Raw genomic sequence first — 22370 nt, 5'->3', positions numbered from 1 at the left:
AGGGGAAATACTCAATTTCCTCTGATGCATCCTATGCTCAATTCATTCTAAATGGCAGACATAATCAATAACTTCATCTGTCATGATTTTAAATTTACTATTTTCGGGAACATTAAAAGACTCACCAGTTGAATAGATTTTAGTATCTGGATCATCGCCAATTTGAACACTACATTTTCCTGAAATGATCTCGATACGTTCCGAAACATGGGTTTTAAAAGTTAAAGCTTTTTCTGTGGGAAGAATGACACCTAAAGTCTTTTTTGTACCATCTTCAAGTTCAATGACATGGCTAATTGAGTGTCCCTCATAATGAACATTCGCTTTTTTTATTATAGAAACAGAATCAAATTGATTTGGCATTTTTTTGTCTCTTTTATTGTACCGAATATTTAGAAGATAATAATAAAAGCTTACTCGACTCTACAAGCTTTAAAAATATAATTTTTATCGGTAGTAGAAGTCAATACTTTTGAATTGGCGGCTATCATTCAAAATATAGAGTAGATATTTTTTTAGTAAAAACATGGAGCACAGCAAATTAACAGAAAAATTAGAATAACAATCTAATATATAGTTTATTGAATTGATTTATTTTAAATAAATAGTGCAGAGAAGCTTGAAGGTATGAAGTTAAATTTAGATAAATATGACCGTGTGATATTAGATATTCTACAGAAGGACTGCACATTGGCAATAGGTGATATTGCTGACAAAGTGGGATTAAGCAATACGGCTTGCTGGCGCAGAATACATAAGATGGAAGAAGAAGGTATTATTCGTGCAAAAGTCGCTTTGTTAGATCGTAAAAAACTCAACATTAATGTGATTGTGATGGTGTTTATTAAAACTGCACAACACAATATTGAGTGGATTCAAGAATTTCACTCTCATATCTATGCCATAGATGAAGTGATTGAAGTATATAGAATGGCAGGTGAAACAGATTATTTACTTAAAGTCGCCGTATCGGATGTTGCTGAATTCGATAAGGTTTATAAAAAATTAATTGAAATTAAAGGCTTGGCCGATGTGAGTTCTAGTTTTGCCATGGAGCAAATTAAATATACGACAGAACTTCCTTTAAATTTTTTCTAATAAAAGCAACTGGCAATACCATTAAAGATTAAGGACCAGCAGAAAATGCTAGAAGCTAAACCTTATTTACGTTCAGTACAAATTAAAGCCAATATGCAGGCAGATTGGTCAATTTATCCTTTTGCGATACCAGCCGTTAATGATATTGAACAATTAACCTTTCATCCAGACGTCACTTTTTTTGTGGGTGAAAATGGTTCTGGCAAGTCGACTATTATGGAAGCCATCGCTTTGGCGCTTGGCTTTTCCGAAGAAGGCGGCACTCTCAATGTGCGACTTAATTCAGCGAGTAGTTCATCAGGTTTATTTCAATATTTAAGAATGATTAAAAGCTTTAAAAAGCCTAAAGACTATTATTTTTTAAGAGCCGAGAGTTATTACAATATCGGCACATATATGAATGAACTGAACTATGTAAAAAGTTATGGTGGCAATTCCATGCTTGTTCACATGGGGAAAGCTTTTTAAAATTGCTCACTCATAAATTACAAGGTGAAGGGCTTTATTTATTAGATGAACCTGAAGCTGCTCTTTCACCTACCATGCAATTTGTAGCTTTATCGGCTATTCATGAATTATGTAAAAACCAATCACAACTCATTATTGCAACGCACTCGCCAATTTTACTGGCTTATCCTAATGCTAAAATTTATCACTTTTCTGACTCAGGGATTTGTGAAATTCAGTACGAGCAAACAGAACATTTCCGAGTGACACATGATTTTTTAAATAATTACCAAAAACGTATCCAGCAAATCATGGATGACGAATAGTGTGAGAAGTACCTTTCATAAGGGCAAGTTCAAACAAAAAACAGACCAATGCTAAGGACTCTATAAAATAATATTTTACTCTAAGAAATGAATATCGGATTAAAATTCTAATTTACAACATAAATAGGAAATATAAATCTAATTTCAGCATGAAAAATAGAAAAGATTAAAATTTATATCCATTGAAATTTTACTATCATGAATTGGTAATAAAGTTGATATGTTTCTCGGAATATAAAAGTGAATCAATTCAGTACAGATGTCATTAATTTAGGACGAACACCCGAGCGCTTTGATGGTCTAGTCAACACACCTGTTTTTCGTGGTTCTACTATTGTTGTAAATAGCTTTAGTGAATGGGAAGAATTTAAACGAAATGGTGGGGTATATCGCCATTATGGCCGTTTCGGTGCTGCAACAGCTAAGTCTTTTGAAAGTGCAATCAATGCGCTTGAAGGTGGTGCGGGCAGTATGGTTTTTCCATCTGGTTTGTCGGCATGTACACATGCACTTATGGCTTGTGTAGAGGTAAATAGTCATGTCTTGATTGCCGATAACATCTATGGCCCAACACGGAATTTTGCTGACAACATATTAGTCCGAATGGGGGTAAGTGTTGAATATTTTAACTCTACCAATCTTGAAGCATTAACTGAAAAAATTAGTCATCGTACCAGTGTAGTGTTTATTGAGTCACCGGGTTCAATGACATTTGAACTGAGTGATGTTTCGGCAATTTCTGCAATTAGCCATCAATACGGTGCAAAAGTATTAGTCGATAACTCTTGGGCAACGCCGTTACTTTTTCAACCATTAAAACATGGTGCTGATATTTCGATTCAGTCCGTAACCAAATACATTGGCGGCCATTCTGACATATTAATGGGCGTAGCTACTGCAAATACTGAAACATACGAACAACTCACTAAAACAGGTCATTTGTTTGGTGAGACCACAAGTCCAGACGACATTTATTTGGCTTCACGTGGTTTACGAAGTTTGGCGGTAAGGTTAAAGCAGCATCAAAACAGTGCTCTAACTATTGCTCAATTTCTAGCAACACATCCGGCTATTAATGAAGTGCTTCATCCTGCTTTAGAAACAAGCCCTTATCATGATTTGTGGTTAAGAGATTTTAATGGTTCATCTGGGGTATTTGCTTTTTACTTAAAAGAATCTGAACCTTCTTATGTGCAAAAATTCTTTGATTCATTGAAATTATTTCATATTGGTTTGTCTTGGGGTGGGTTTGAAAGTCTGATTCTACCTGTTGGACAAGCGTATCGAACTCATACCAATCTACCCAAAAATGGCTATTTGGTACGTCTGAATATTGGGCTAGAGTCGGTTATCGACTTACAGAAAGATTTGGAACATGCACTACAGTGTGCAGAACAAATGTGTGTTGAGAGTGTTATATAGCCGTAGTTCATTTTGGCTTATCAAACTCAATATATCTATATAAATTTAAAGCACTTTCTAAACTTCAAATTAACAATAACTGGTTAATTATTTATCCTTACTTTTTAATGATGTATTTTAAAGCAAATGTCATTTTGCATGCTTGACTGTAATAGGGTTGAGCACTATCCTTTGCCTGCTGGCCTACATTGCCAGCCGGCTTTGACAGGCTGATTTAGACCACATCAGAATTATTCCTTCTGAGGAATAGTCTTGTGTGTAAGCTCCTCGTCTCCTCCCGTAGCGGTAGGACGGGAGAGGGACACTTTCGAGTGTGCTGGCGTCTAACCATTCTGTCAACCTTCTCTCGTTCTGCCACCATAATCATTTGACAGTGATTCGGTAGAACTTCTGTAGACATGAGGGGTTTCCTATGCATACTAATTTTTCTTATTTATTGGCCTTCGCCAAATTCTCTATACCCATACCACTTAAAAAGTCTATAAAACGGTTTAATCGGCTCTAGGTTTTCTACACCTTAAGAATCGTTACGACAATAAAACTTGAGATGTGCTAAGCACAGTCTTACGGCTTTGCTATGCCTTTTTTTCTCCTAAAAAAATATCTCTTTTAGAAACAACAAGAATTTATAACGGTGAAACTATGCCAACTTTAAGAATCTCTTCCAAAAAATTACATGTTATTCGTACGGCTATACGCTTATTTACAACCTATGGTTTTCAAACGGTAGGCGTAGACCTGATTGCCAAAGAGTCCAAAATACCAAAAAGCACGTTGTACAAGTATTTTGACTCAAAAGAACGCCTGATTGAAATGTGTATCGCCTTTCAAAAGAGACTCCTTAAAGAAGAAGTGCTGTCAATTATTTACTCAAACCGCTACTACACTTCAAGCGATAAACTCAAAGAAATTGTGCGTTTACATGTATGTTCTAATAGCCTGTACCACTTATTACTCAAAGCCATATTTGAAATTAAACTTGTTTATTCGCAGGGTTACCGCATGGCAGTTGAATATCGAAAATGGCTGCTCCATGAGATTTTTGATCTGATTTTTAGTCTAGAAACTTGTGCAATAAAACCCGATGCCAGCATGGTGTTAAACCTAATCGATGGCTTGATGTTCCAGTTTTTAAGTTCCAATAGTTTGGAGGAAAGGGATCTGGTGTTAGAGCAGTTTTTTAAACCAAGTATTTGAATGAAAAAATAATTTGGAAATATGATGTGATGAGTAGACCATAAGCGCCGTGCGATGAACCTAAAAGTTAATATTTTGACTTTTGGGGGCTAATATTGTTATTTTTCTTTACGATAATCGTAAATTGATTATGAATAACGTAATTAAAATGAAAATAATTGAAAGCGCAACATGGAGAAAGGATGACCATGAAAGAAGTTGCATTAAGTGATTTGATCAATCAACAGAAAGTTGGACGTTATCAGAAATTTATTTTGTTCACCTGTTTATTGCTGATGATTATGGATGGGTACGACATTCAGTCCATGGCTTACGCAGCCCCAATGATTATAGAAGAATGGGGTGTTCATAAAACCATGCTAGGCGTTGTGTTTAGCGCTAGCTTATTTGGTTTGTTTGTCGGATCATTTTTATTAAGTTCACTTTCTGATCGTTTTGGCCGCCGTCCCATACTACTGATCTCAACCTTTATGTTCTCCATATTGATGCTGGTAACACCACATGTCGGCAATATTGAGCAATTGACTGCAATCCGCTTTATTACAGGAATTTTTTTAGGAGGTATCATGCCAAATGTCATGGCTTATAGCTCTGAAATTGTTCCATATAAATCTCGTATTTTCACCATGATGGTCATTTCTTGTGGCTATACGGTCGGGGCAATGTTGGGAGGAGGCATATCAGCTTTATTAGTTCCTTGGGGAGGATGGCAGGCGATTTTCTATTTTGGCGGTATTGTTCCTTTAATTATTTTCTTTATTACATTCTTTAAGCTGCCAGAGTCTTTATATTTTTTAAGTGAAAATAGCAAAAATACGCCCAAAATTTTGTTTTGGTTAAAGAAATTTTATCCTGCATTAATATTCAATTCAGAGATAAAAATCATCAATACGACTGAAGTTCAGGTTAAAAAGTCACCGCTTGAGTTATTTAAAAATAAGCGTGCGTTTTTTACCTATTCCATCTGGATCATCAGTATTTTAAATATGATCAGCCTCTATTTTCTGGCGAACTGGCTACCGACTTTGTCTAAAGAGTCAGGACTCTCATTAAATCAGGCATTGATGATTGGCTCTACTCTACAATTAGGCGGTACGATTGGTAGTGTTGTGATGGGTCTTAAAATCGATAAGACTGGATTTTATAAAGTATTAATACCTGTTTTTCTTGTTGCAGTGATTAGTGTTGCTTTAATTGGCTATGCTGTTAGCCACATTATTTTATTATTTGTCATTATTTTCATTGCTGGCTTTGCGATTGTTGGTGGGCAACCTGCTATTAATGCGCTGTCTGCGAGTTATTACCCAGTTTCACTTCGTACCACTGGGGTGGGCTGGAGTATTGGAATTGCCCGTTTAGGATCGGTCATTGGTCCGTTATTTGGTGGCTATCTTTCTCAATTTTTGGTCATTACCCATTTATTTGTGATTGCGGCAATACCTTCGTTGTTCGTTATTATCATGCTAATGATTCAGGCCAAGTACCGATCATAGGGTTATACAAGAGAATGAGCGGGAGAAGTTGCTTGAGTGTTTCTTATTGCAATTAGAGATGTGAGAGTCTAAAGAACTCTCACATTTAAAACTTGATTGTGCCAAGATAGTTAATCAAATCTTTACAGCTCTAGATATTTTTTCAAATAGTGGCCTAATCAATAGTCCATTACGATTTCTGTTTGGCTTTTTGGCGTAAGACATACACATATAAGCTTTCTACTTTTTCACGTGCCCATGGTGTGGTACGTAAGAATCGTAATGATGATTTAACACTTGGATCTATGCAAAAACATCTAATTTCAATTTTACGACTTAAGCCTTCAAATCCACCGTAGTAATCCAATAATTCATCCAAAATGTCAGCAAGTTTTTTGCCGTGTAAAGGGTCATTGGAGGCGTTCATAATAGATCAACAATATTTTGGGATTCCATTATTATAACCTGAGCTAGTTGGAAAATGAGAGGGATTGCGAAAACACATCCCGAAGCGTATTAGGTTGTAATTGATTATCGAAACTGGCTGATGTGATGGAAATCTAAACAATAGCTGTACACACGTACTATATCAGTTTTTCTAAGCCTGTAAAGGGTGTTTTGAGAATATATTTATAAATTTCAATATGATAGAAAATATTTTGCGTATTGCAATTTAGCCTAAGCAAATTAATAATTTTGATGCTCAAAAGGCAATTTAGGGAAAGAAATCTGTATTGCAGTAGCCAGTAGCCAAAAATGAAGCCTGTAAAGGTGGTAAGTAGCTTACGCGTTCTAGCTAGAGGAAAATTAAAAATGTAATGACATTTTGTAGAAGGCTGCCTAGAGTGTTTTTCTGGCTAAAATTAGAAATAGGGTTAGTCAGTTTAAGTCGTTAAGCGCTAGTAAGTTGCCTGAGCAACAGATACCAAGCTGAGAATTTACTGTAGTAAAGAATAAACGGCGTAGTAGCAACGCAGAGTAGCCAGAGCTTTATATATGGTAGATTCTCACATATCTTATTTAACATAATATACATTATACGAACTATTACATAATTAACTATTAAGCCATTAGTATTACTGAGTTTCCCGCTCTAGCACTTTGTGTTGCTCAGCCTGCATTGAATATTCTTTACCACTGGTTGATAAAAATATTACGTTTCATTCTTCTATTTAGATTTAGGCTATTAAAGTATGTCTTAAAATCCTTGTGACGTTTTTCTAGATTTTTTAGCTTTTACTGTGCGTAAACGCCTAGATCACCTTTTGCGTGAAAATTTAAATTATAGATGTGAAATTTAGCTATTAGCTGGCTAGCTAAATTTGGACACTCATATCTTCTCTAAAACTATAAAAATAATCTTTTGTGGCCCATCTTTCTCCAATTTCACTGTAAGTAAATAATTTAAGAATTAAGTTCTCTAAATTTACTTTAAGTTACAGCTGCTATAGCTACTATTATTAAACACGACTAAATATTCTCAACAATTGTTTAAAATATATTCAGTATGAATTTTGGTTAATTCAAGATTTTACATTTTAATTGTTATAAATATAAAAATTTGGGCTGTAATTATAATTGAAAATTTATTTTTAATAATTATATATTGTTATATTAGATAATATTGGTTGTTAATGTATTGTAAATTTTAATTTATCTTTAATAAAATTAAGAATATTTTAATTAAGGTAATTTTCATCAATAATTTTACTTTAAACAAACTAAGATTCATTCTTTTAATGGAAATGTGATTTAATTGTCATTTTTCAACAAGTATCTGAAAAGTATTAACTATTTATATAAATAAAATAATTATTGAGATATATGTCACATGTTATTTATTAATTTTTATTAAAATGAATTTTCATATTGTTTTTAAATAAAAAATATTGTATCTCTTATATTAACTATTTAATAAATAGGTATATATAAAATGAAAAATAATATATTTAAGATTGTAGTTTTAGCTGTACTCTCTACTTCCCCACTATTTTGTTATGCAAATAACACAATAATGATTAATGGAAATATTGTTGAAGATACTTGTTCTACAGTAAATATTGAACAAGAGTGTGCTCAAATCAACACTCTAAATGCGACTATTGATACTCAATATTTAAGCAAAGATAATGTATTTAACTTAGCAAGACATACTGAGAAAATGGACACAAGTATCGAGACCATAAGTGCTAATAAGAAGGTGGTTCTTGTTAACTATCATTGAACTTCACATCAATTACGACCTATGGCTTTATCTTTAATGGTATAGGTAGCTTAGAGCGACTTTTTGACTTTACACTCCAGCCAGTAGTAGCTAAAGTTAACAATTCGCTCTTTTTTGCTTAAAAAATGATAAATTATTCACATTTTTTATTTATAAAGATAAATTTTCCTATACAATTGCTCGATTAAATTTTTCTTAATTGTATTATTTCTTTTGCAATTATTCTTGCAGATCTTGCGTTGTAAAATTCAGTTTTAAAAACAAATACTTAGTGCAAGATTATATATTCGTCGTAGTACCGTAAACGGATCAGAGTTTTTCTTATACCCAAAAATAGTGTGATGCAGTTTGCATTTTGTTTAAAAAATGTTAGTATCGCCGCATTACTTTTCAAGATGTCAAACACTGGAAAAGTAAGGAATTAAACTTTATATCCAGACTTTTGAGAAAACACTATGAAAAAACTTGCTTTGATCGCTGCTCTTTCGGTTGTAGGGATTGCGAATGCTCAAGCTGCTGATGGTACAATTACAATTAATGGTTTAGTTACAGACAAAACTTGTGACATCGTTACCCCAGCTGGTAAAGATTTCACAGTTACTCTTCCAACTGTTTCTAAACAAACTTTAGCTGTTGCAGGGGCTGTTGCAGGTCGTACTCCTTTCCAAATTAAATTAGCTAACTGTTCTGAAGGTAAAGTAGCTACTTACTTCGAACCAGGTGCTAACGTTGACTTTAATACTGGTCGTTTACTTAACAAAGACGCTACTGGTGCTAAAAACGTTAATGTTCAACTTTTAGGTAGTAACAACAACTTCATCCCAGTTCTTGCTGCGGGTGCAAACGGTGCTCAAGCGAACTCTCAATGGGTTGACGTAGCTGCTGCTGGTAGCGCGGACCTTAACTACTATGCTGAGTACTATGCAACTGGTGCTTCTACAGCTGGTAAAGTAAATACTTCTGTTCAATACACAATTATCTATCAATAATTGATGGATGATAGGGTTTCTATAATTTATAGAAACCCTCTTTTTGTGGCGCTTTCCCGAATCTTTCTTGGTTGAGAATTCTGAAATGAAATTGAACAGTTATAATTTTTTGTTAGGTTTGGCATTTGCTTCAGCAGTTTGGGCACCTGCTACTCACGCAGAAATTGTAATTCATGGTACCCGTGTAATTTATCCTTCGGATGCTAGAGAAATTACGCTACAAGTTAGCAATAACGGTTCAAAACCAGCCCTTGTTCAAGCTTGGCTTGATGAAGGCGACTCAAAAAGCACTCCGGATCAGTCAAAAGTTCCTTTTATGATTGCTCCCCCTATTTCTCGTGTTGAAGCTACAAAAAGTCAGACTCTGCGTATTACTGCTTTACCCACTGCTTCTCAGTTAAATCAAAAGCAAGAAACGGTTTTGTGGTTGAATATTTTAGATATTCCACCAAGACCAACTTCAAAAAGTGAAGATACGACACCTGATAATTTCTTACAGCTTGCGATTCGTTCACGAATTAAATTCTTCTATCGTCCGGCTTCGATTAAAGACGATGCGAATTTAGCAGCTGATAAGCTTCAATGGGTTAAATCTGGTCAAAATTTAACGGTAAAAAATCCAACTCCTTTTCATATCACGATGACCTCTGTTTACCAAAAGGCAGGTGATAAAAAAGTTGATTTATTACCTCAAGGGTTAATGATTAAACCTTTTTCTGAAGAATCTGTTCAGCTTAAGAACGGCAATCTTCAAGATATGAGTTTTATGAATGTCAATGACTATGGTGGTCGAGTCGAACACCAAATAAAACTTCAGTAATCAGATTTATCTTTTTAATAAATTTAAGCACCTATTATGTGAGTAGGCGGACTTAGTTATGCCAAAAAAAAGGCAAGAATCTTATAAATTATTAAAACGCCATATTTGTTATTACTTGGCTTCTGGTGTTGTCACAATGACAATGCCTGTATTCGTGCACGCTGAAGAAACAGTCGCGAGTGCTCCTGTAGAAGCTGAATTTGATTCTGCTTTTTTAATTGGTGATGCTCAAAAAGTTGATATTTCTCGTTTTAAATACGGTAATCCTATTTTACCGGGTGAATATAATGTTGACGTTTATGTAAATGGCCAATGGTTTGGCAAACGTCGTATGTTTTTTAAAGCATTAGAATCAAATAAAAATGCTGTAACCTGCTTTACTGGAAATACTCTTGCTGAATATGGTGTAAAACAAGAGATTTTAGCGCAGCACGCTCCTCTTCAAAAAGAAAATAGCAGTTGTTATAAAATTGAAGAGTGGGTTGAAAATGCATTTTATGAGTTTGATAACTCTCGTTTACGTGTAGATATTTCGATTCCGCAAGTTGCTTTGCAAAAAAATGCGCAAGGCTATGTCGACCCAAGTTTATGGGATCGTGGAATTAATGCCGCTTTTCTATCTTATAACGGTAGTGCGTATAAGACGTTTACTCATTCTAGTGACAAAAGTGAAACGTCAAATGCATTTATGGGAATCACTGCTGGGTTAAATTTAGGCGGCTGGCAATTACGCCACAATGGTCAGTGGCAATGGCAAGATACTCCTGCTGAAAATCAATCTAAATCGAGTTATGAAGAAACAAGTACTTACTTACAACGTGCATTTCCGAAATATCGTGGTGTTTTAACACTCGGGGATAGCTTTACAAACGGCGAAGTATTTGACTCTTATGGCTACCGTGGTATCGATTTCTCAAGCGATGATCGAATGCTGCCGAATAGTATGTTGGGTTACGCTCCGCGTATTCGTGGTAATGCGAAAACCAATGCAAAAATTGAAGTTCGCCAACAAGGCCAACTTATCTATCAAACAACTGTTGCACCAGGTAACTTTGAAATTAATGACCTTTACCCTACTGGTTTTGGTGGTGAAATTGAAGTTACTGTTATTGAGGCAAACGGTGAAATACAGAAATTTGCTGTACCTTATGCATCTGTTGTGCAGATGTTACGCCCGGGCATGAATCGTTATTCTTTAACTGTAGGTCAGTTTCGCGATCGTGATATTGATCTTAATCCTTGGGTGGTTCAGGGTAAGTATCAACAAGGTATTAATAACTATTTAACGGGTTATACCGGACTTCAAGCTTCTGAAAATTATGCCGCTGTGTTATTAGGGGCTGCTTTTGCTACGCCAATTGGTGCGATTGCATTTGACGTTACACATTCTGAAGCTGAGTTTGAAAAACAGTCATCACAGTCGGGACAAAGTTTCCGTTTAAGCTACAGTAAGTTAATTACGCCGACTAACACAAACTTAACACTAGCAGCTTATCGTTACTCGACAGAAAACTTCTATAAATTGCGTGACGCTCTACTTATCCGTGATTTAGAAGAAAAAGGTATCAATACCTACTCTGCTGGTCACCAACGTAGTGAATTCCAAATTACCCTAAACCAAGGGTTACCTGAAGGTTGGGGTAACTTCTATGTAGTGGGTTCGTGGGTTGACTATTGGAACCGTAGTGAAAGTACTAAACAATATCAGCTTGGTTATAGTAATAATTTCCATGGCTTAACTTACGGTTTATCTGCAATTAATCGTAAAGTTGATTACGGCTCAACGAATCAAAAACACGATACTGAATATTTAATGACATTATCGTTCCCGATTGATTTCAAAAAGAATTCGGTTAACGTTAACGTTACTGCTTCTGAAAATAGCCGTACTGTTGGTGCAAGTGGAATGGTTGGAGATCGCTTTAGTTACGGCGCTTCAATGTCTCATCAAGACTATGCAAATCCGTCATTTAACGTAAATGGTCGTTATCGTACTAACTATACAACTGTTGGCGGCTCTTATAGTGTGGCTGATTCTTACCAACAAGCAATGGTTAGCTTAACTGGTAGCGTGGTTGCACATTCAGAAGGTATTTTATTTGGACCTGAGCAAGGCCAAACGATGGTACTTGTGCATGCACCAGAAGCTGCTGGAGCAAAAGTTAATAATGCCGTTGGTTTAAGCGTGAATAAAGCAGGTTACGCGGTAGTTCCTTATGTAACTCCTTATCGTCTTAATGACATTACCCTTGACCCACAAGAGATGTCTAGCAAAGTAGAACTTGAAGAAACAAGTCAACGTATTGCTCCTTTTGCGGGTGCAATCGCTAAAGTAGATTTTGCAACTAAAACAGGTTATGCAGTTTACATTAATAGTAAAACTGTAGATGGCAACAGTTTACCGTTTGCAGCTCAAGTCTTTAATCAGAAAGATGAAGCAGTAGGTATTGTTGCACAAGGTAGTATGATTTACTTACGTACTCCACTTGCTCAAGATCGTCTCTATGTGAAATGGGGCGATGAAAGCAATGAGCGTTGTTCAGTTGAGTACAACATTAGTAATCAGTTGCAAAATAAGCAACAAAGCATGGTAATGACTGAGGCTGTCTGCAAATGAAAAGAATATTATTAACAGGTTTCTTATTTACGGCTGGCCTTGGTGTATATAGTGAAGCTAATGCTTATTGTACACTTAGTTCTGGGTTTACTACACTTGATATTTCTATGGCTGTTGGGAGAGTTGTGGTGCGGCCAAGTGATGCCGTGGGAAAAGTTTTAACAAAAGCAACTTTTCCTATTAATCCTAATGGCTCCACACTAAGTTGTACTTCTTATAGTGACACTATTACCGCAGCATTAACTCAAAATTATCCTTTAAGTTCTCTAGGGAACAGTATCTATTCTACCAATATTCCTGGGATTGGTATTCGGCTGTATCGAGAAGCTGAAAATGCGACCAACTTCTCTGGTTTCTATCCGTATACGCGTTCGCTTACGCCATATACAACTTACAGACTTGATCAAGGCTATTTCGTTGTTGAAATCATAAAAACTGCTCCACAAACAGGTTCTGGCACGTTGGTTCCTGGCTTATATAGTCGTTACTATGTAAATGGTTATATGAACCGCCCTTTTTTAACCAGTACAGTTTATGGTAATGCAATTACCATTGCTTCTTCTTCATGTGAAATTCAAGGTAATATTAATAAAGTTGTACAGCTTCCAACAGTAACAAAAGCAGGTTTCAAAGGCGTTGGTTCTACTCAAGGTGAACAAACTTTTAATATGAACATCTTATGTAATGGGGGTATCAACCCGACAGGTTATGAAGAGAAAAACCTCATTAGTTTAACTTACGACTTTACCCAAGACGGAACAAACAATCAGGTTTTAACAAATACAGCTGCTGCATCTGAAAAAGCTAATGGTGTGGGCGTACAACTACTTTGGAATTATCAAAATAATAATCAGGTCATCAAAAAAGGTGACAAATTAGCCTTAGGTACATTGTCTTCTAACCAGACACTTCAATATAACGTACCAATGACTGCTCGCTACTATCAAACAGCCACAAATGTGACTGTTGGTAAAGTACGTGCAATGGCTACTGTAACTATTGAATATGATTAATCATATTCAATAGTTCATAAATTAAATAATTTCAAATAATTAATTCTTAATAATAAATTTTACTTTATCAATGTCTTTCTAAAAATTTAATACTTAACTCGATAGGAATATTTTATGAAAAAAATAGGCATAGTTGTTGTTAGTGCAATTACATTATGTTGGGCTATGTATGAGGTATCTTCTGATAATACGACTACCGTATCGCGTAATGAATCAAGCCAAAAAGTAACATCTAAAAGCATCTCATCATCTGCAAAGAGTGACAAAGTAGCGCCTCAGATGCTTTTACCCCAAACCAACTCCCTTAATTCTGCCCCAGTCTGCCAATATAATTTTGACGCGACTCAAAAAGATTATGATTTATTTAACACTCAGAACCTTGATCGACCGCCTATGAAAATATTTCCATTGATAAATGGTCAAAAATTTGGTTTTAAAGTGGAGCCTGTCACGGAAGATAATTACGGTTATCTTGATTATAATGCAAAAAGTAAGGCAAAAATGAATTCAACAAGTTATGAAGGTGATTTTTTATTACCTAATAAAGGTATTATTGCTTTTGAGATGGAGCTTAAAGTACCCACACTTTCTTCAAGCACCTCGTCTTATTCAGCTGACATTAGTTTTAATGGTATAACTGATAATAACTATACAATTAGATCAAATTATCATTTTGATATTGGTGCTCAGGATTTTGAGTTTGGTGAGAATCCACCTCGTTTATATCATAGCTTATCATCAGAGGTGGGAGATTATGAACTTATCGATCATTATTTTAAAAACAAAAAAATGACAGATAACAAAAATGAATATCAACGCTTAGGTGTTTACATTAATCAGAATACTAAGCAAGTCGGATTTATTTCTAATGGTATTGATGAAGGATATCAATTTATATTACCTGGCGCACTACAAAAATTAGCTTTCTCAATGAATGGAAATATAGAAATTCTATCTACAAATTTATTTGGACAAGAGCTATCCAATGGACTCATTACCGACCATAATGCCCTACAGTTTAACTATCCTCAAGGCACAACTGATATGTGCGGTAATGCCATTTAATATATAAAACTATAAGTTGTAAAAAAGGGCTGAATCACAGCCCTTTTTATTTCAATTAGAAATGAATAACAGTACGAATTGATTTACCTTCGTGCATTAAATCAAAAGCAGTATTAATATCTTGTAAAGGCATGGTGTGAGTAACAAAAGGCTCAAGTTGAATATCACCTTTCATAGCATCTTCGACCATTTTTGGAAGTTGTGAGCGGCCTTTTACCCCACCAAAAGCAGTACCTAACCATTTACGGCCTGTAACTAACTGGAATGGACGAGTTGAAATTTCTTGACCGGCACCAGCAACACCAATAATAACGGATTGTCCCCAACCACGATGTGCACACTCTAGAGCTGAGCGCATAACATTGACGTTACCAATACATTCAAATGAATGGTCTACACCCCAGCCTGTCATTTCTACAATAACTTGTTGAATTGGTTTATCGTAATCTTTAGGGTTTAAGAAATCTGTAGCACCAAACTGCTTAGCAAGTTCAAATTTATCTGGGTTGGTGTCTACCACAATAATTTGCCCAGCTTTTGCTTGACGCGCACCTTGTACAACAGCCAAACCAATACCGCCTAAGCCAAATACAGCAACAGAATCACCTTCTTGTACTTTAGCTGTGTTATGCACGGCGCCAATACCAGTAGTCACACCACATCCAAGTAAACATACTTGTTCATGATTCGCTTCAGGATTGATTTTTGCTAAAGATACTTCTGCAACTACCGTATATTCACTAAATGTTGAACAACCCATGTAATGATAAATCGGTTCACCATTATAAGAAAAACGCGTGGTTCCATCTGGCATTAGACCTTTACCTTGAGTAGCACGTACTGCAACACACAAGTTGGTTTTTCCAGATTTACAGAATAAGCATTCTTTACATTCAGCTGTATAAAGTGGAATCACGTGATCGCCAGGTTGAACGCTTGTTACACCCTCACCCACTTCAACCACAACACCTGCACCTTCATGACCTAAAATTGCAGGAAAAACACCTTCTGGGTCATCGCCAGATAATGTAAAAGCATCGGTATGACATACCCCTGTATGGGTAATTTTTATTAAAACTTCACCTGCTTGAGGTGGTGCAATATCAACTTCAACAATCTCTAAAGGTTTTCCTGGGGCAAAGGCGACAGCTGCACGAGATTTCATCTTTGGGTTTCCTTTAAATCATTCGGTATTTATAGTCGAGCAAAATAGATGATGTAACTGTAATACAAGAGCTTAATTTGCTTAAATTAAAATTGGCTTTCATGACAATCCATCACAGCATAGCCAGTCAGGTACGTCTAAGCAAGCCTCAGTTTCAAAAAGAAGAAAACCTCTTACTAGAAGAGGTTTTTTATTAAATCACTTATCTTATAAAGGAGTTATATTTACTTATAGGTAAATATCTGGTGGATATGGGGTGTTATCACTAATTGGTGAATAAAGCATATTTTCAACAAAGAAGCCATTTGGAGCTTGAGTTGTATCGATCGTAATTGAATCAAGCATGACTTGTGGATATGCCCAGATAAATTGCTTCATTAAACCCAAAGAAACATTATTTTTCATGTCACCAAAAATTCGTTGCCAAATGGGTGTTCGATAGGGTTTGGTCTTATCAAATCCATAAATATAAGCAATAGATGCATCAGGAACGAAACCTGATAGGTAAACAACTTTATTTGCAGGATAACCTAGCCCTTGTATTGGTATTTGGGAAACTGCCTGATGTGCCAAGTCTAATCGAGCTTCTAAAAGCCAGTCATAAGCTTCTGTCATCATGTAATCAAAATTAGGATACGAATAATGCTCACTTGGATAGTTAATATAAGTGGCTAAAGTCTGAATTGGAGATTGAATCGAAGGAAAGAAAATGAGCGGACTAACCTTGGCAGTCGAATATTTTGCTTTGATAACAGTGCGAATATCTTGGCAGGTTTGCCCTAATTTATTTCTAAGCCATGTTTTAAACTCATCATATGGCGTTCCTGTTTTATTCATTGCTTCATAAATTGTGCCTAAATCTGGTGCATATAAACCTGTATCTGCATTAAAGGCCAGCTTTGTTGGATAATCATACACACAAGGTAAGTTTGTGCCAGTGTTATACCACCACCACGGTTCACCAATCTGCATGTTTACATCACATCCCCCTACGACCATTGCATCTGCAAACTCAATAAAGACTTTATGTAGATATGCCAAAGCATTTTGGTCACTTAAACTAAAGAAATAACTTGGTGGTTCATAACCTGTACGACCTAAATTACTATTCCAGTCACGTTGTGCCCAATACTCATTGGCTCCCAAGGAATACATTTCAAAGCTTACGCCAAAGATGGGTTGCATACTAGCGCTATGTAAAGCCTGAGCATATTTCTCATGCCATTTACGTGTACATGGGTTAACAACTGACTCACCTGTAACCAATGTATTTGGTATTTGCCATTTATTAATATCGCTTTTCCATGTCATTTCAGGGTAATGCGACATTCCGCAATAGTGATTAACCAAACCTTGATATCCCAAAGCGGCCATATTATTGACTAAACGCTGTGGGTTTAAATCGTAATGGTCATCATAGCTTGTACAAATACCATAGTTATGCTGAGGTACAACAACACGACTCAAATTTAACTTTGCATTTGTTCCTGTTACAACGGAATTGGTCAGACGAATGTAGCCATCTTCTGGTTGGCTTAGAGGTGTGGCTGATTGGCCATTATAATCGCTAGTGAAACCAGAAAATGAGATCCGCTGAATGTTAGTCACCGGAAAGCTATCTGTAGCAGAAAATCCGGCTTTTACGGTATCCCAGTTAATATGAATATGTGCCGTTCGCGAGGAAGGATTATTTGCGTAATTAAATAGGACAATATATGCAACTTTATCTACACCACTGTCATTATAGTACACCGTTAAAGTCGGCGTTAAACTTGGATTATTAAGCACTGGCATAGAGGCTGACAATTCAATATCAAAGTCCCAAACCACCCCTGCATAGCTATATTGGGTTTCATAGGCTAAAAATTTATGGTCTTTAGTGTCAGAAGAATCCCAACTAATTCCTACCAGATCATTTGCCATCCGTGCTCTAAAAGATGCTTCAAAACCATTGCCATAATTCGTAATGGCAAAAGACATCGTTTGTGGCCCGTCTATTCGCCAATAAATAGGACTAAACCGATCAATAAGTGTATTTTGAATGATTGGTGAGGGTGATGAATTAGAATTATCTTGCACATTTTGTGGAGTAGTTATCATGTCGCCATTCTCTTAATGTATTAAGAGGTTTTATATTAAATAATAATTCTTATTTTATTGTTCAGATAAGTAACAATGAGGTTTAAATTATTTACAGTTAATAGTTTTTATAAAGCTCAAAATAAAGTTAAACACTTAAACTTAATATTATCCAAAAATATTTGTGCACTGAGGAGATAATAAATGTCAAATTTTATACAGCCTATACATTTTAGGGTGTTGTTTGTATTTACTCCTCTTGTGTTTGCAATCACAGGTTGTAGTGAAACTTTACATTCCCAAAGAACCACACCATTAAAGACATCTCCAGAAAGTCTCATTTACTCAAAAGTTGATACAGCTTTAGGGGAAAAGTTACAGCCCAATGAGGAAGCTTTAGCCCAAAACATAGCTCAAGTCATTGAAAAGTCAATTCGTGAACAATATACAGCAGGAAATGCTTTACGTGATGCACATCCTAAAGCCCATGGGTGTGTGCGAGCCGAGTTTCATGTCTCAAAAAATATACCTGCTCAATTTGCTAAAGGCGTTTTTATCCCAAACCAAAGTTATCAAGCATGGATTCGTTTTTCCAATGCTTCTAATGACGCCTCTAGTGCTGACATTGACAAAGATGCACGAGGAATCGCCATAAAACTTTTAGGTGTATCTGGAGAGAAAATTTTAGAAAGTGAAAAGCAAGCAACTACCCAAGATTTTATTATGATTAATCACCCTGTCTTTTTTGCCAATGATGCTAAACGATACCTTTCTTTTATAAATGATGTGAATAGCAACAATATGATTAGAAAACTTCATATTCCATTTGCCTTAGGTTTTAAGGGAACTATGAATGCACTGGGAGCACGTAACTCAAAAATTACAAATCCACTCTATGCACGTTACTGGTCTATGATTCCCTATCAGTTAGGACTTGGTAATGATCGACAAGCAGTTAAATATTCAGTTCGTGCTTGTTCGGTAACACCCAATAATCTACCTGAAAACCCTAGTCATGATTTTTTAAGAGAAGCTTTAAAAAATACTTTGCAAAATAATGACGCCTGTATGGAGTTCCTTATTCAACCGAGAACTTCAAGTAAAATGCTAGTAGAAGATGCGATGACAGAATGGGATGAAAAAGCAGCTCCTTTCTATCAAGTAGCAACTATTCACATTCCAAAGCAAAACTTTGATACCCCTGAACAAAACAAGTTCTGTGAAAATCTGTCTTTTACACCGTGGCATGCCCTACCTGAACATAAACCACTAGGTGCAGTAAATAGAATGCGTAAAATCATTTATGAAAACATAAGTAGAGTTCGACATGATATGAATTCAGCGCCTAGACAAGAACCTTAAATATTTTATATCGATTAAAAAACCGCCCCAGAAGGCGGTTAAGATTGACCTAATTACATCGTAGGTTGACCAGCAACCTAATTATCCTTAACTCCTATTCAGAATATACTTATTTTTACCAATGTAACTGAAGGCGATGCGTATGGTATTGTTTTAACTCATGTTGTGCTTCACATATGGGAGTAATTAATCATTGTCTTTTAAAACGTAAGACATTATGTGAGTTTACGCAGTTACATGGAATAGAAAGCAAAGTTTTAACTCCTGAAGACGGTGAAACTTTGGTCTTTTAATAGTCAGAATTAAGATGGAAAAATAATATGCCCTCTCTTTCCGTAGCCGTAGTAGCCACTACAGGAGTAAGCCCATTTCATTTCTCCATTCCCTTTTGGATTTTTGGACAAGCTGTCACTCCTGGTTTATTTGATGTCAAAGTTTGTGCTGAAAAACCAGGAATTGTTCGTTCAGATATGGGATTCCACATTGAGGTAGAACATGGTTTAGATCTTTTAAGAACATCTGATATTATTATTATTCCGTATTGGAGTCATCCAGATCAAAAGCCTGAACAGCAATTTCTTGATGAGCTTTCTAATGCATGGAAACGGGGCGCTGAAATTGTTGGCTTATGTTTGGGAGCTTATGTACTTGCTTATGCAGGCCTACTTAAAAACCGCCGTGCAGCAACACATTGGGAATTTGAACAGGACTTTAGAGAACGTTTTCCTGATATACATCTCAATAGTAATTCTCTATACACCAATGATGAGCGATTAGTTACCTCTGCAGGTACAGCAGCTGGAATTGATTGCTGTCTCAATATTGTTCGTGAACACTATGGTAGTAGTGAGGCAAACCATGTAGCACGAAAAATGGTCGTCCCTCCATACCGTGAAGGTGGACAAGCCCAATTTATCGAGCATCCAGTGCCAATGAATACTAAAGATGAGAAGATCAACGAATTACTTGACTATCTTCGTCGTAATTTATCAAAGCCCCACGATTTAGATTCTCTTGCAGATTTTACCAATATGAGCAGACGAACCTTTACTCGCCATTTCTTAAAAGCTACAGGAATCACTGTTGGAGAGTGGCTGAATACTCAGCGTCTTCAGCAAAGCCAAGAATTACTTGAAACTACCAGCGCCAGTATTGAAACGATTGCTGAAATGGTAGGTTATCAATCGCCTATATCTTTTCGCCAAAGCTTCAAAGCACGTTTTAATGTTAGTCCTAGTGAATGGAGAAGAAGCTTCAGGGGACCAGAGCTACTAGCTTAGTTAAATTTATTTTTTATAAAAAGGTTCATTCAAGATTGAATTAACCTTTTTATTTAACTAGAGTAAATCAGCTATTAATTATCATAGCTCATCTTCTTTTCCCTAACCATAATGAAGTATTTAAATTTTCCTTATTCAGTTTAGTGGGAATTCATTCTTAATATAGGTAAAAGTATAACTCCGAATCTAATATAAAACCTGACCGACGCTCTCATCGGCTCATTATGATAGATGTTGGAAACACAACCAAAGCTGTACCAAGGCTTCCCTTTGCTAATGAAATCGTTGACCAAACCAGGTTTGGGGTAATGTGCTTTATATCGAACTAAAACCACTACTCATTTCAATAATTGATTAGTTATTTTATGGAAGATAAGTAATAGAAAGCGAGTCGACACATGATCATATTGCGATGGAATGAGGCCAATTAAAAATGTTTTAATCATGTTTAGATTTTTTTATAAATCAAGAGAATATTCGATGTCTTTAAAAAAAATAACATTTTAATGATTTAATAGAAAGTATTTATACAATTAAAAAAATGAGTTTTAAATAATTTAATTAACTTTAAACTTTTGACCTAATCTCATCGAATATTGTCTTAAAGGACAGTATTAAGATAATTTAATTTGATAATAATAGTATTTATTGAAATAAATGAGCGTTAAATCATGAATTTTTTTTTAAGACACTCCTTAATCACCCTATTATTAACATTCGGCTCCTCAATTACTTTTGCCAATGATGTTACTCAACGAGATACTTCTAAAATTACTGAAGTACAAGAGATACGTAATGCTACTTTAAAAATTACGTATGCCGATACTATGTTCCTTGTAGATCCCATGTTTGCACCTAAAGGATACTATGATGGGTTTGCTAACACTTATAGAAGCTATTTACGTAACCCTTTTGTAGATTTACCTATGAAAGCAGAAATAATTTTACAAGACGTTGATGCCATTATTATTACACATACGCATTTAGACCATTGGGATGATATTGCTCAAAAAGTAACTCCTAAAACATTGCCTATATTTGTTCAAAATTCTGAAGACAAAAAAACTGTTGAAGGACAAGGTTTCAAAGATGTTCGCATTTTAACGAAGACTGTTTTTGAAGGGGTTACTTTAACAAAGATCATTGGTCAGCATGGCACAGATAAGATGTATAAAAACCCAGAGCTAAAGAAAGGTTTGGGAGAAACGATGGGTATCGTTTTTGAAGCTAAAGGACATGAAACGATTTATCTTGCTGGCGATACAATCTGGAACACTGCAGTTGGTCAAACGATAGAAAATTTTGAGCCTAACCTTATTGTCTTAAATACGGGTAATGCACTAATTAATGGATTCAAAGAATCTATTATTATGGGAAAAGAAGATACAGCTCATGCTATCAAGAAGGCACCTTATGCTAAGATTATTGCAGTTCATATGGATGCAATTAATCATATGTCTGTGACTCGTAAGCAGCTTTCGGATTATGTAAAAGAAAAAGGAATTGATAATAAAGTATTGATTCCATTAGATGGCCAAAAAATCTCTTTTTAGGTTTTAATACCTTAGTAAAAGTCAATCAAAGGCCCTTATTTTTCAGGGCCTTTGTTAATTGCCCTAATCCAAATAGAAATATATTCGTGTGAGCTGTGCATCTTGATAACAGAATGCACATTACACTTATAAGAAGCACGAACCTAGTCCGCTTACAGTGAAAGACTTTCATGTCAGAAACAACTTCTTTTTAGCTACATGATGGTGAGCCAAACTATTCAAGATCTTACCGCCTGCCTTT

The 22370-nt window shown here is 35.6% G+C and carries 17 protein-coding genes and 1 pseudogene; 14 read left to right on the top strand and 4 right to left on the bottom strand.

Going from position 1 to position 22370, the window contains the following annotated elements:
• Positions 1 to 42: 42 nt before the first annotated feature.
• Positions 43 to 363 carry a pyrimidine/purine nucleoside phosphorylase gene (locus tag WA249_RS10860; RefSeq protein WP_336168640.1) on the bottom strand — a complete coding sequence of 107 codons (321 nt, stop codon included), beginning with the start codon at positions 361 to 363 and terminating at the stop codon, positions 43 to 45.
• A 264-nt stretch (positions 364 to 627) separates the two neighbouring features.
• Here WA249_RS10860 and WA249_RS10855 point away from each other — a divergent pair, with 264 nt between their 5' ends.
• The 5 genes and pseudogenes from WA249_RS10855 (at position 628) to WA249_RS10835 (ending at position 5983) form a co-directional block, all read left to right on the top strand.
• Complete coding sequence (locus WA249_RS10855) at positions 628 to 1098, top strand: Lrp/AsnC family transcriptional regulator (protein ID WP_336168639.1); 471 nt, start codon at positions 628 to 630, stop codon at positions 1096 to 1098.
• A gap of 45 nt (positions 1099 to 1143) precedes the next feature.
• Positions 1144 to 1871: pseudogene (locus WA249_RS10850) on the top strand (AAA family ATPase).
• A gap of 240 nt (positions 1872 to 2111) precedes the next feature.
• On the top strand, positions 2112 to 3293 hold the full coding sequence (gene metC / locus WA249_RS10845) for a cystathionine beta-lyase (protein ID WP_336168638.1): 1182 nt from the start codon (positions 2112 to 2114) through the stop codon (positions 3291 to 3293).
• A 642-nt stretch (positions 3294 to 3935) separates the two neighbouring features.
• The gene (locus WA249_RS10840) at positions 3936 to 4490 is read left to right on the top strand and encodes a TetR/AcrR family transcriptional regulator (protein ID WP_336168637.1); all 555 of its coding nucleotides are present in this window, start codon (positions 3936 to 3938) and stop codon (positions 4488 to 4490) included.
• A gap of 188 nt (positions 4491 to 4678) precedes the next feature.
• Positions 4679 to 5983 (top strand): MFS transporter, encoded by a 1305-nt coding sequence (locus WA249_RS10835; protein ID WP_336168649.1) that lies wholly within the window; start codon positions 4679 to 4681, stop codon positions 5981 to 5983.
• Between the two features lie 169 nt (positions 5984 to 6152).
• Here WA249_RS10835 and WA249_RS10830 read toward each other — a convergent pair whose 3' ends face one another.
• A complete protein-coding gene (locus tag WA249_RS10830; protein WP_336168636.1) occupies positions 6153 to 6389 on the bottom strand; it encodes a VF530 family protein in 237 nt (78 codons plus the stop codon).
• 1506 nt (positions 6390 to 7895) lie between these two features.
• Here WA249_RS10830 and WA249_RS10825 point away from each other — a divergent pair.
• From WA249_RS10825 to WA249_RS10800, 6 genes are all read left to right on the top strand, one after another.
• Positions 7896 to 8186: a hypothetical protein gene (locus WA249_RS10825; RefSeq protein ID WP_336168635.1), complete on the top strand. Its 291-nt coding sequence runs from the start codon at positions 7896 to 7898 to the stop codon at positions 8184 to 8186.
• A gap of 455 nt (positions 8187 to 8641) precedes the next feature.
• Positions 8642 to 9175, top strand: coding sequence for a fimbrial protein (locus WA249_RS10820; protein ID WP_336168634.1), 534 nt, complete (start codon positions 8642 to 8644; stop codon positions 9173 to 9175).
• Between the two features lie 85 nt (positions 9176 to 9260).
• Complete coding sequence (locus WA249_RS10815) at positions 9261 to 9995, top strand: fimbrial biogenesis chaperone (protein WP_336168633.1); 735 nt, start codon at positions 9261 to 9263, stop codon at positions 9993 to 9995.
• Positions 9996 to 10053: 58 nt separating this feature from the next.
• Entirely contained in the window at positions 10054 to 12612 is a 2559-nt protein-coding gene (locus WA249_RS10810; protein WP_336168632.1) for a fimbria/pilus outer membrane usher protein, read from the top strand.
• Positions 12609 to 13625 (top strand): fimbrial protein, encoded by a 1017-nt coding sequence (locus WA249_RS10805; protein WP_336168630.1) that lies wholly within the window; start codon positions 12609 to 12611, stop codon positions 13623 to 13625. Before WA249_RS10810 ends, WA249_RS10805 begins: the two co-directional genes overlap by 4 nt.
• A 114-nt stretch (positions 13626 to 13739) precedes the next feature.
• Positions 13740 to 14690 (top strand): DUF4882 family protein, encoded by a 951-nt coding sequence (locus WA249_RS10800; protein WP_336168629.1) that lies wholly within the window; start codon positions 13740 to 13742, stop codon positions 14688 to 14690.
• A 55-nt stretch (positions 14691 to 14745) separates the two neighbouring features.
• On the opposite strand, the gene WA249_RS10795 is transcribed toward WA249_RS10800, so the two are convergent.
• Both WA249_RS10795 and WA249_RS10790 read right to left on the bottom strand, forming a co-directional pair.
• The gene (locus WA249_RS10795) at positions 14746 to 15855 is read right to left on the bottom strand and encodes an S-(hydroxymethyl)glutathione dehydrogenase/class III alcohol dehydrogenase (RefSeq protein WP_336168627.1); all 1110 of its coding nucleotides are present in this window, start codon (positions 15853 to 15855) and stop codon (positions 14746 to 14748) included.
• Between the two features lie 228 nt (positions 15856 to 16083).
• The gene (locus tag WA249_RS10790) at positions 16084 to 17955 is read right to left on the bottom strand and encodes a non-contractile tail sheath protein (protein WP_336168626.1); all 1872 of its coding nucleotides are present in this window, start codon (positions 17953 to 17955) and stop codon (positions 16084 to 16086) included.
• Between the two features lie 183 nt (positions 17956 to 18138).
• Between WA249_RS10790 and WA249_RS10785 the strand changes: the two genes are divergently transcribed.
• The 3 genes from WA249_RS10785 (at position 18139) to WA249_RS10775 (ending at position 22129) form a co-directional block, all read left to right on the top strand.
• On the top strand, positions 18139 to 19296 hold the full coding sequence (locus WA249_RS10785) for a catalase family protein (RefSeq protein WP_336168624.1): 1158 nt from the start codon (positions 18139 to 18141) through the stop codon (positions 19294 to 19296).
• 320 nt (positions 19297 to 19616) lie between these two features.
• Positions 19617 to 20576 (top strand): GlxA family transcriptional regulator, encoded by a 960-nt coding sequence (locus WA249_RS10780; RefSeq protein WP_336168622.1) that lies wholly within the window; start codon positions 19617 to 19619, stop codon positions 20574 to 20576.
• 671 nt (positions 20577 to 21247) lie between these two features.
• Positions 21248 to 22129, top strand: a complete 882-nt coding sequence (locus tag WA249_RS10775; RefSeq protein WP_336168620.1) for an MBL fold metallo-hydrolase — start codon at positions 21248 to 21250, stop codon at positions 22127 to 22129.
• Positions 22130 to 22370 lie beyond the last annotated feature (241 nt).

Source organism: Acinetobacter sp. 161(2023) (assembly GCF_037027805.1).
Lineage (GTDB): Bacteria > Pseudomonadota > Gammaproteobacteria > Pseudomonadales > Moraxellaceae > Acinetobacter.
This window is presented reverse-complemented; position numbering and strand designations above follow the sequence as displayed.

What these genes read in the sequence shown, in the direction of transcription:
- WA249_RS10860 (WP_336168640.1), bottom strand. Translation starts at nt 363, where the DNA reads ATGCCAAATCAATTTGATTCTGTTTCTATAATAAAAAAAGCGAATGTT.
- WA249_RS10855 (WP_336168639.1), top strand. Translation starts at nt 628, where the DNA reads ATGAAGTTAAATTTAGATAAATATGACCGTGTGATATTAGATATTCTA.
- WA249_RS10840 (WP_336168637.1), top strand. Translation starts at nt 3,936, where the DNA reads ATGCCAACTTTAAGAATCTCTTCCAAAAAATTACATGTTATTCGTACG.
- WA249_RS10835 (WP_336168649.1), top strand. Translation starts at nt 4,679, where the DNA reads ATGAAAGAAGTTGCATTAAGTGATTTGATCAATCAACAGAAAGTTGGA.
- WA249_RS10830 (WP_336168636.1), bottom strand. Translation starts at nt 6,389, where the DNA reads ATGAACGCCTCCAATGACCCTTTACACGGCAAAAAACTTGCTGACATT.
- WA249_RS10825 (WP_336168635.1), top strand. Translation starts at nt 7,896, where the DNA reads ATGAAAAATAATATATTTAAGATTGTAGTTTTAGCTGTACTCTCTACT.
- WA249_RS10820 (WP_336168634.1), top strand. Translation starts at nt 8,642, where the DNA reads ATGAAAAAACTTGCTTTGATCGCTGCTCTTTCGGTTGTAGGGATTGCG.
- WA249_RS10815 (WP_336168633.1), top strand. Translation starts at nt 9,261, where the DNA reads ATGAAATTGAACAGTTATAATTTTTTGTTAGGTTTGGCATTTGCTTCA.
- WA249_RS10810 (WP_336168632.1), top strand. Translation starts at nt 10,054, where the DNA reads ATGCCAAAAAAAAGGCAAGAATCTTATAAATTATTAAAACGCCATATT.
- WA249_RS10805 (WP_336168630.1), top strand. Translation starts at nt 12,609, where the DNA reads ATGAAAAGAATATTATTAACAGGTTTCTTATTTACGGCTGGCCTTGGT.
- WA249_RS10800 (WP_336168629.1), top strand. Translation starts at nt 13,740, where the DNA reads ATGAAAAAAATAGGCATAGTTGTTGTTAGTGCAATTACATTATGTTGG.
- WA249_RS10795 (WP_336168627.1), bottom strand. Translation starts at nt 15,855, where the DNA reads ATGAAATCTCGTGCAGCTGTCGCCTTTGCCCCAGGAAAACCTTTAGAG.
- WA249_RS10790 (WP_336168626.1), bottom strand. Translation starts at nt 17,955, where the DNA reads ATGATAACTACTCCACAAAATGTGCAAGATAATTCTAATTCATCACCC.
- WA249_RS10785 (WP_336168624.1), top strand. Translation starts at nt 18,139, where the DNA reads ATGTCAAATTTTATACAGCCTATACATTTTAGGGTGTTGTTTGTATTT.
- WA249_RS10780 (WP_336168622.1), top strand. Translation starts at nt 19,617, where the DNA reads ATGCCCTCTCTTTCCGTAGCCGTAGTAGCCACTACAGGAGTAAGCCCA.
- WA249_RS10775 (WP_336168620.1), top strand. Translation starts at nt 21,248, where the DNA reads ATGAATTTTTTTTTAAGACACTCCTTAATCACCCTATTATTAACATTC.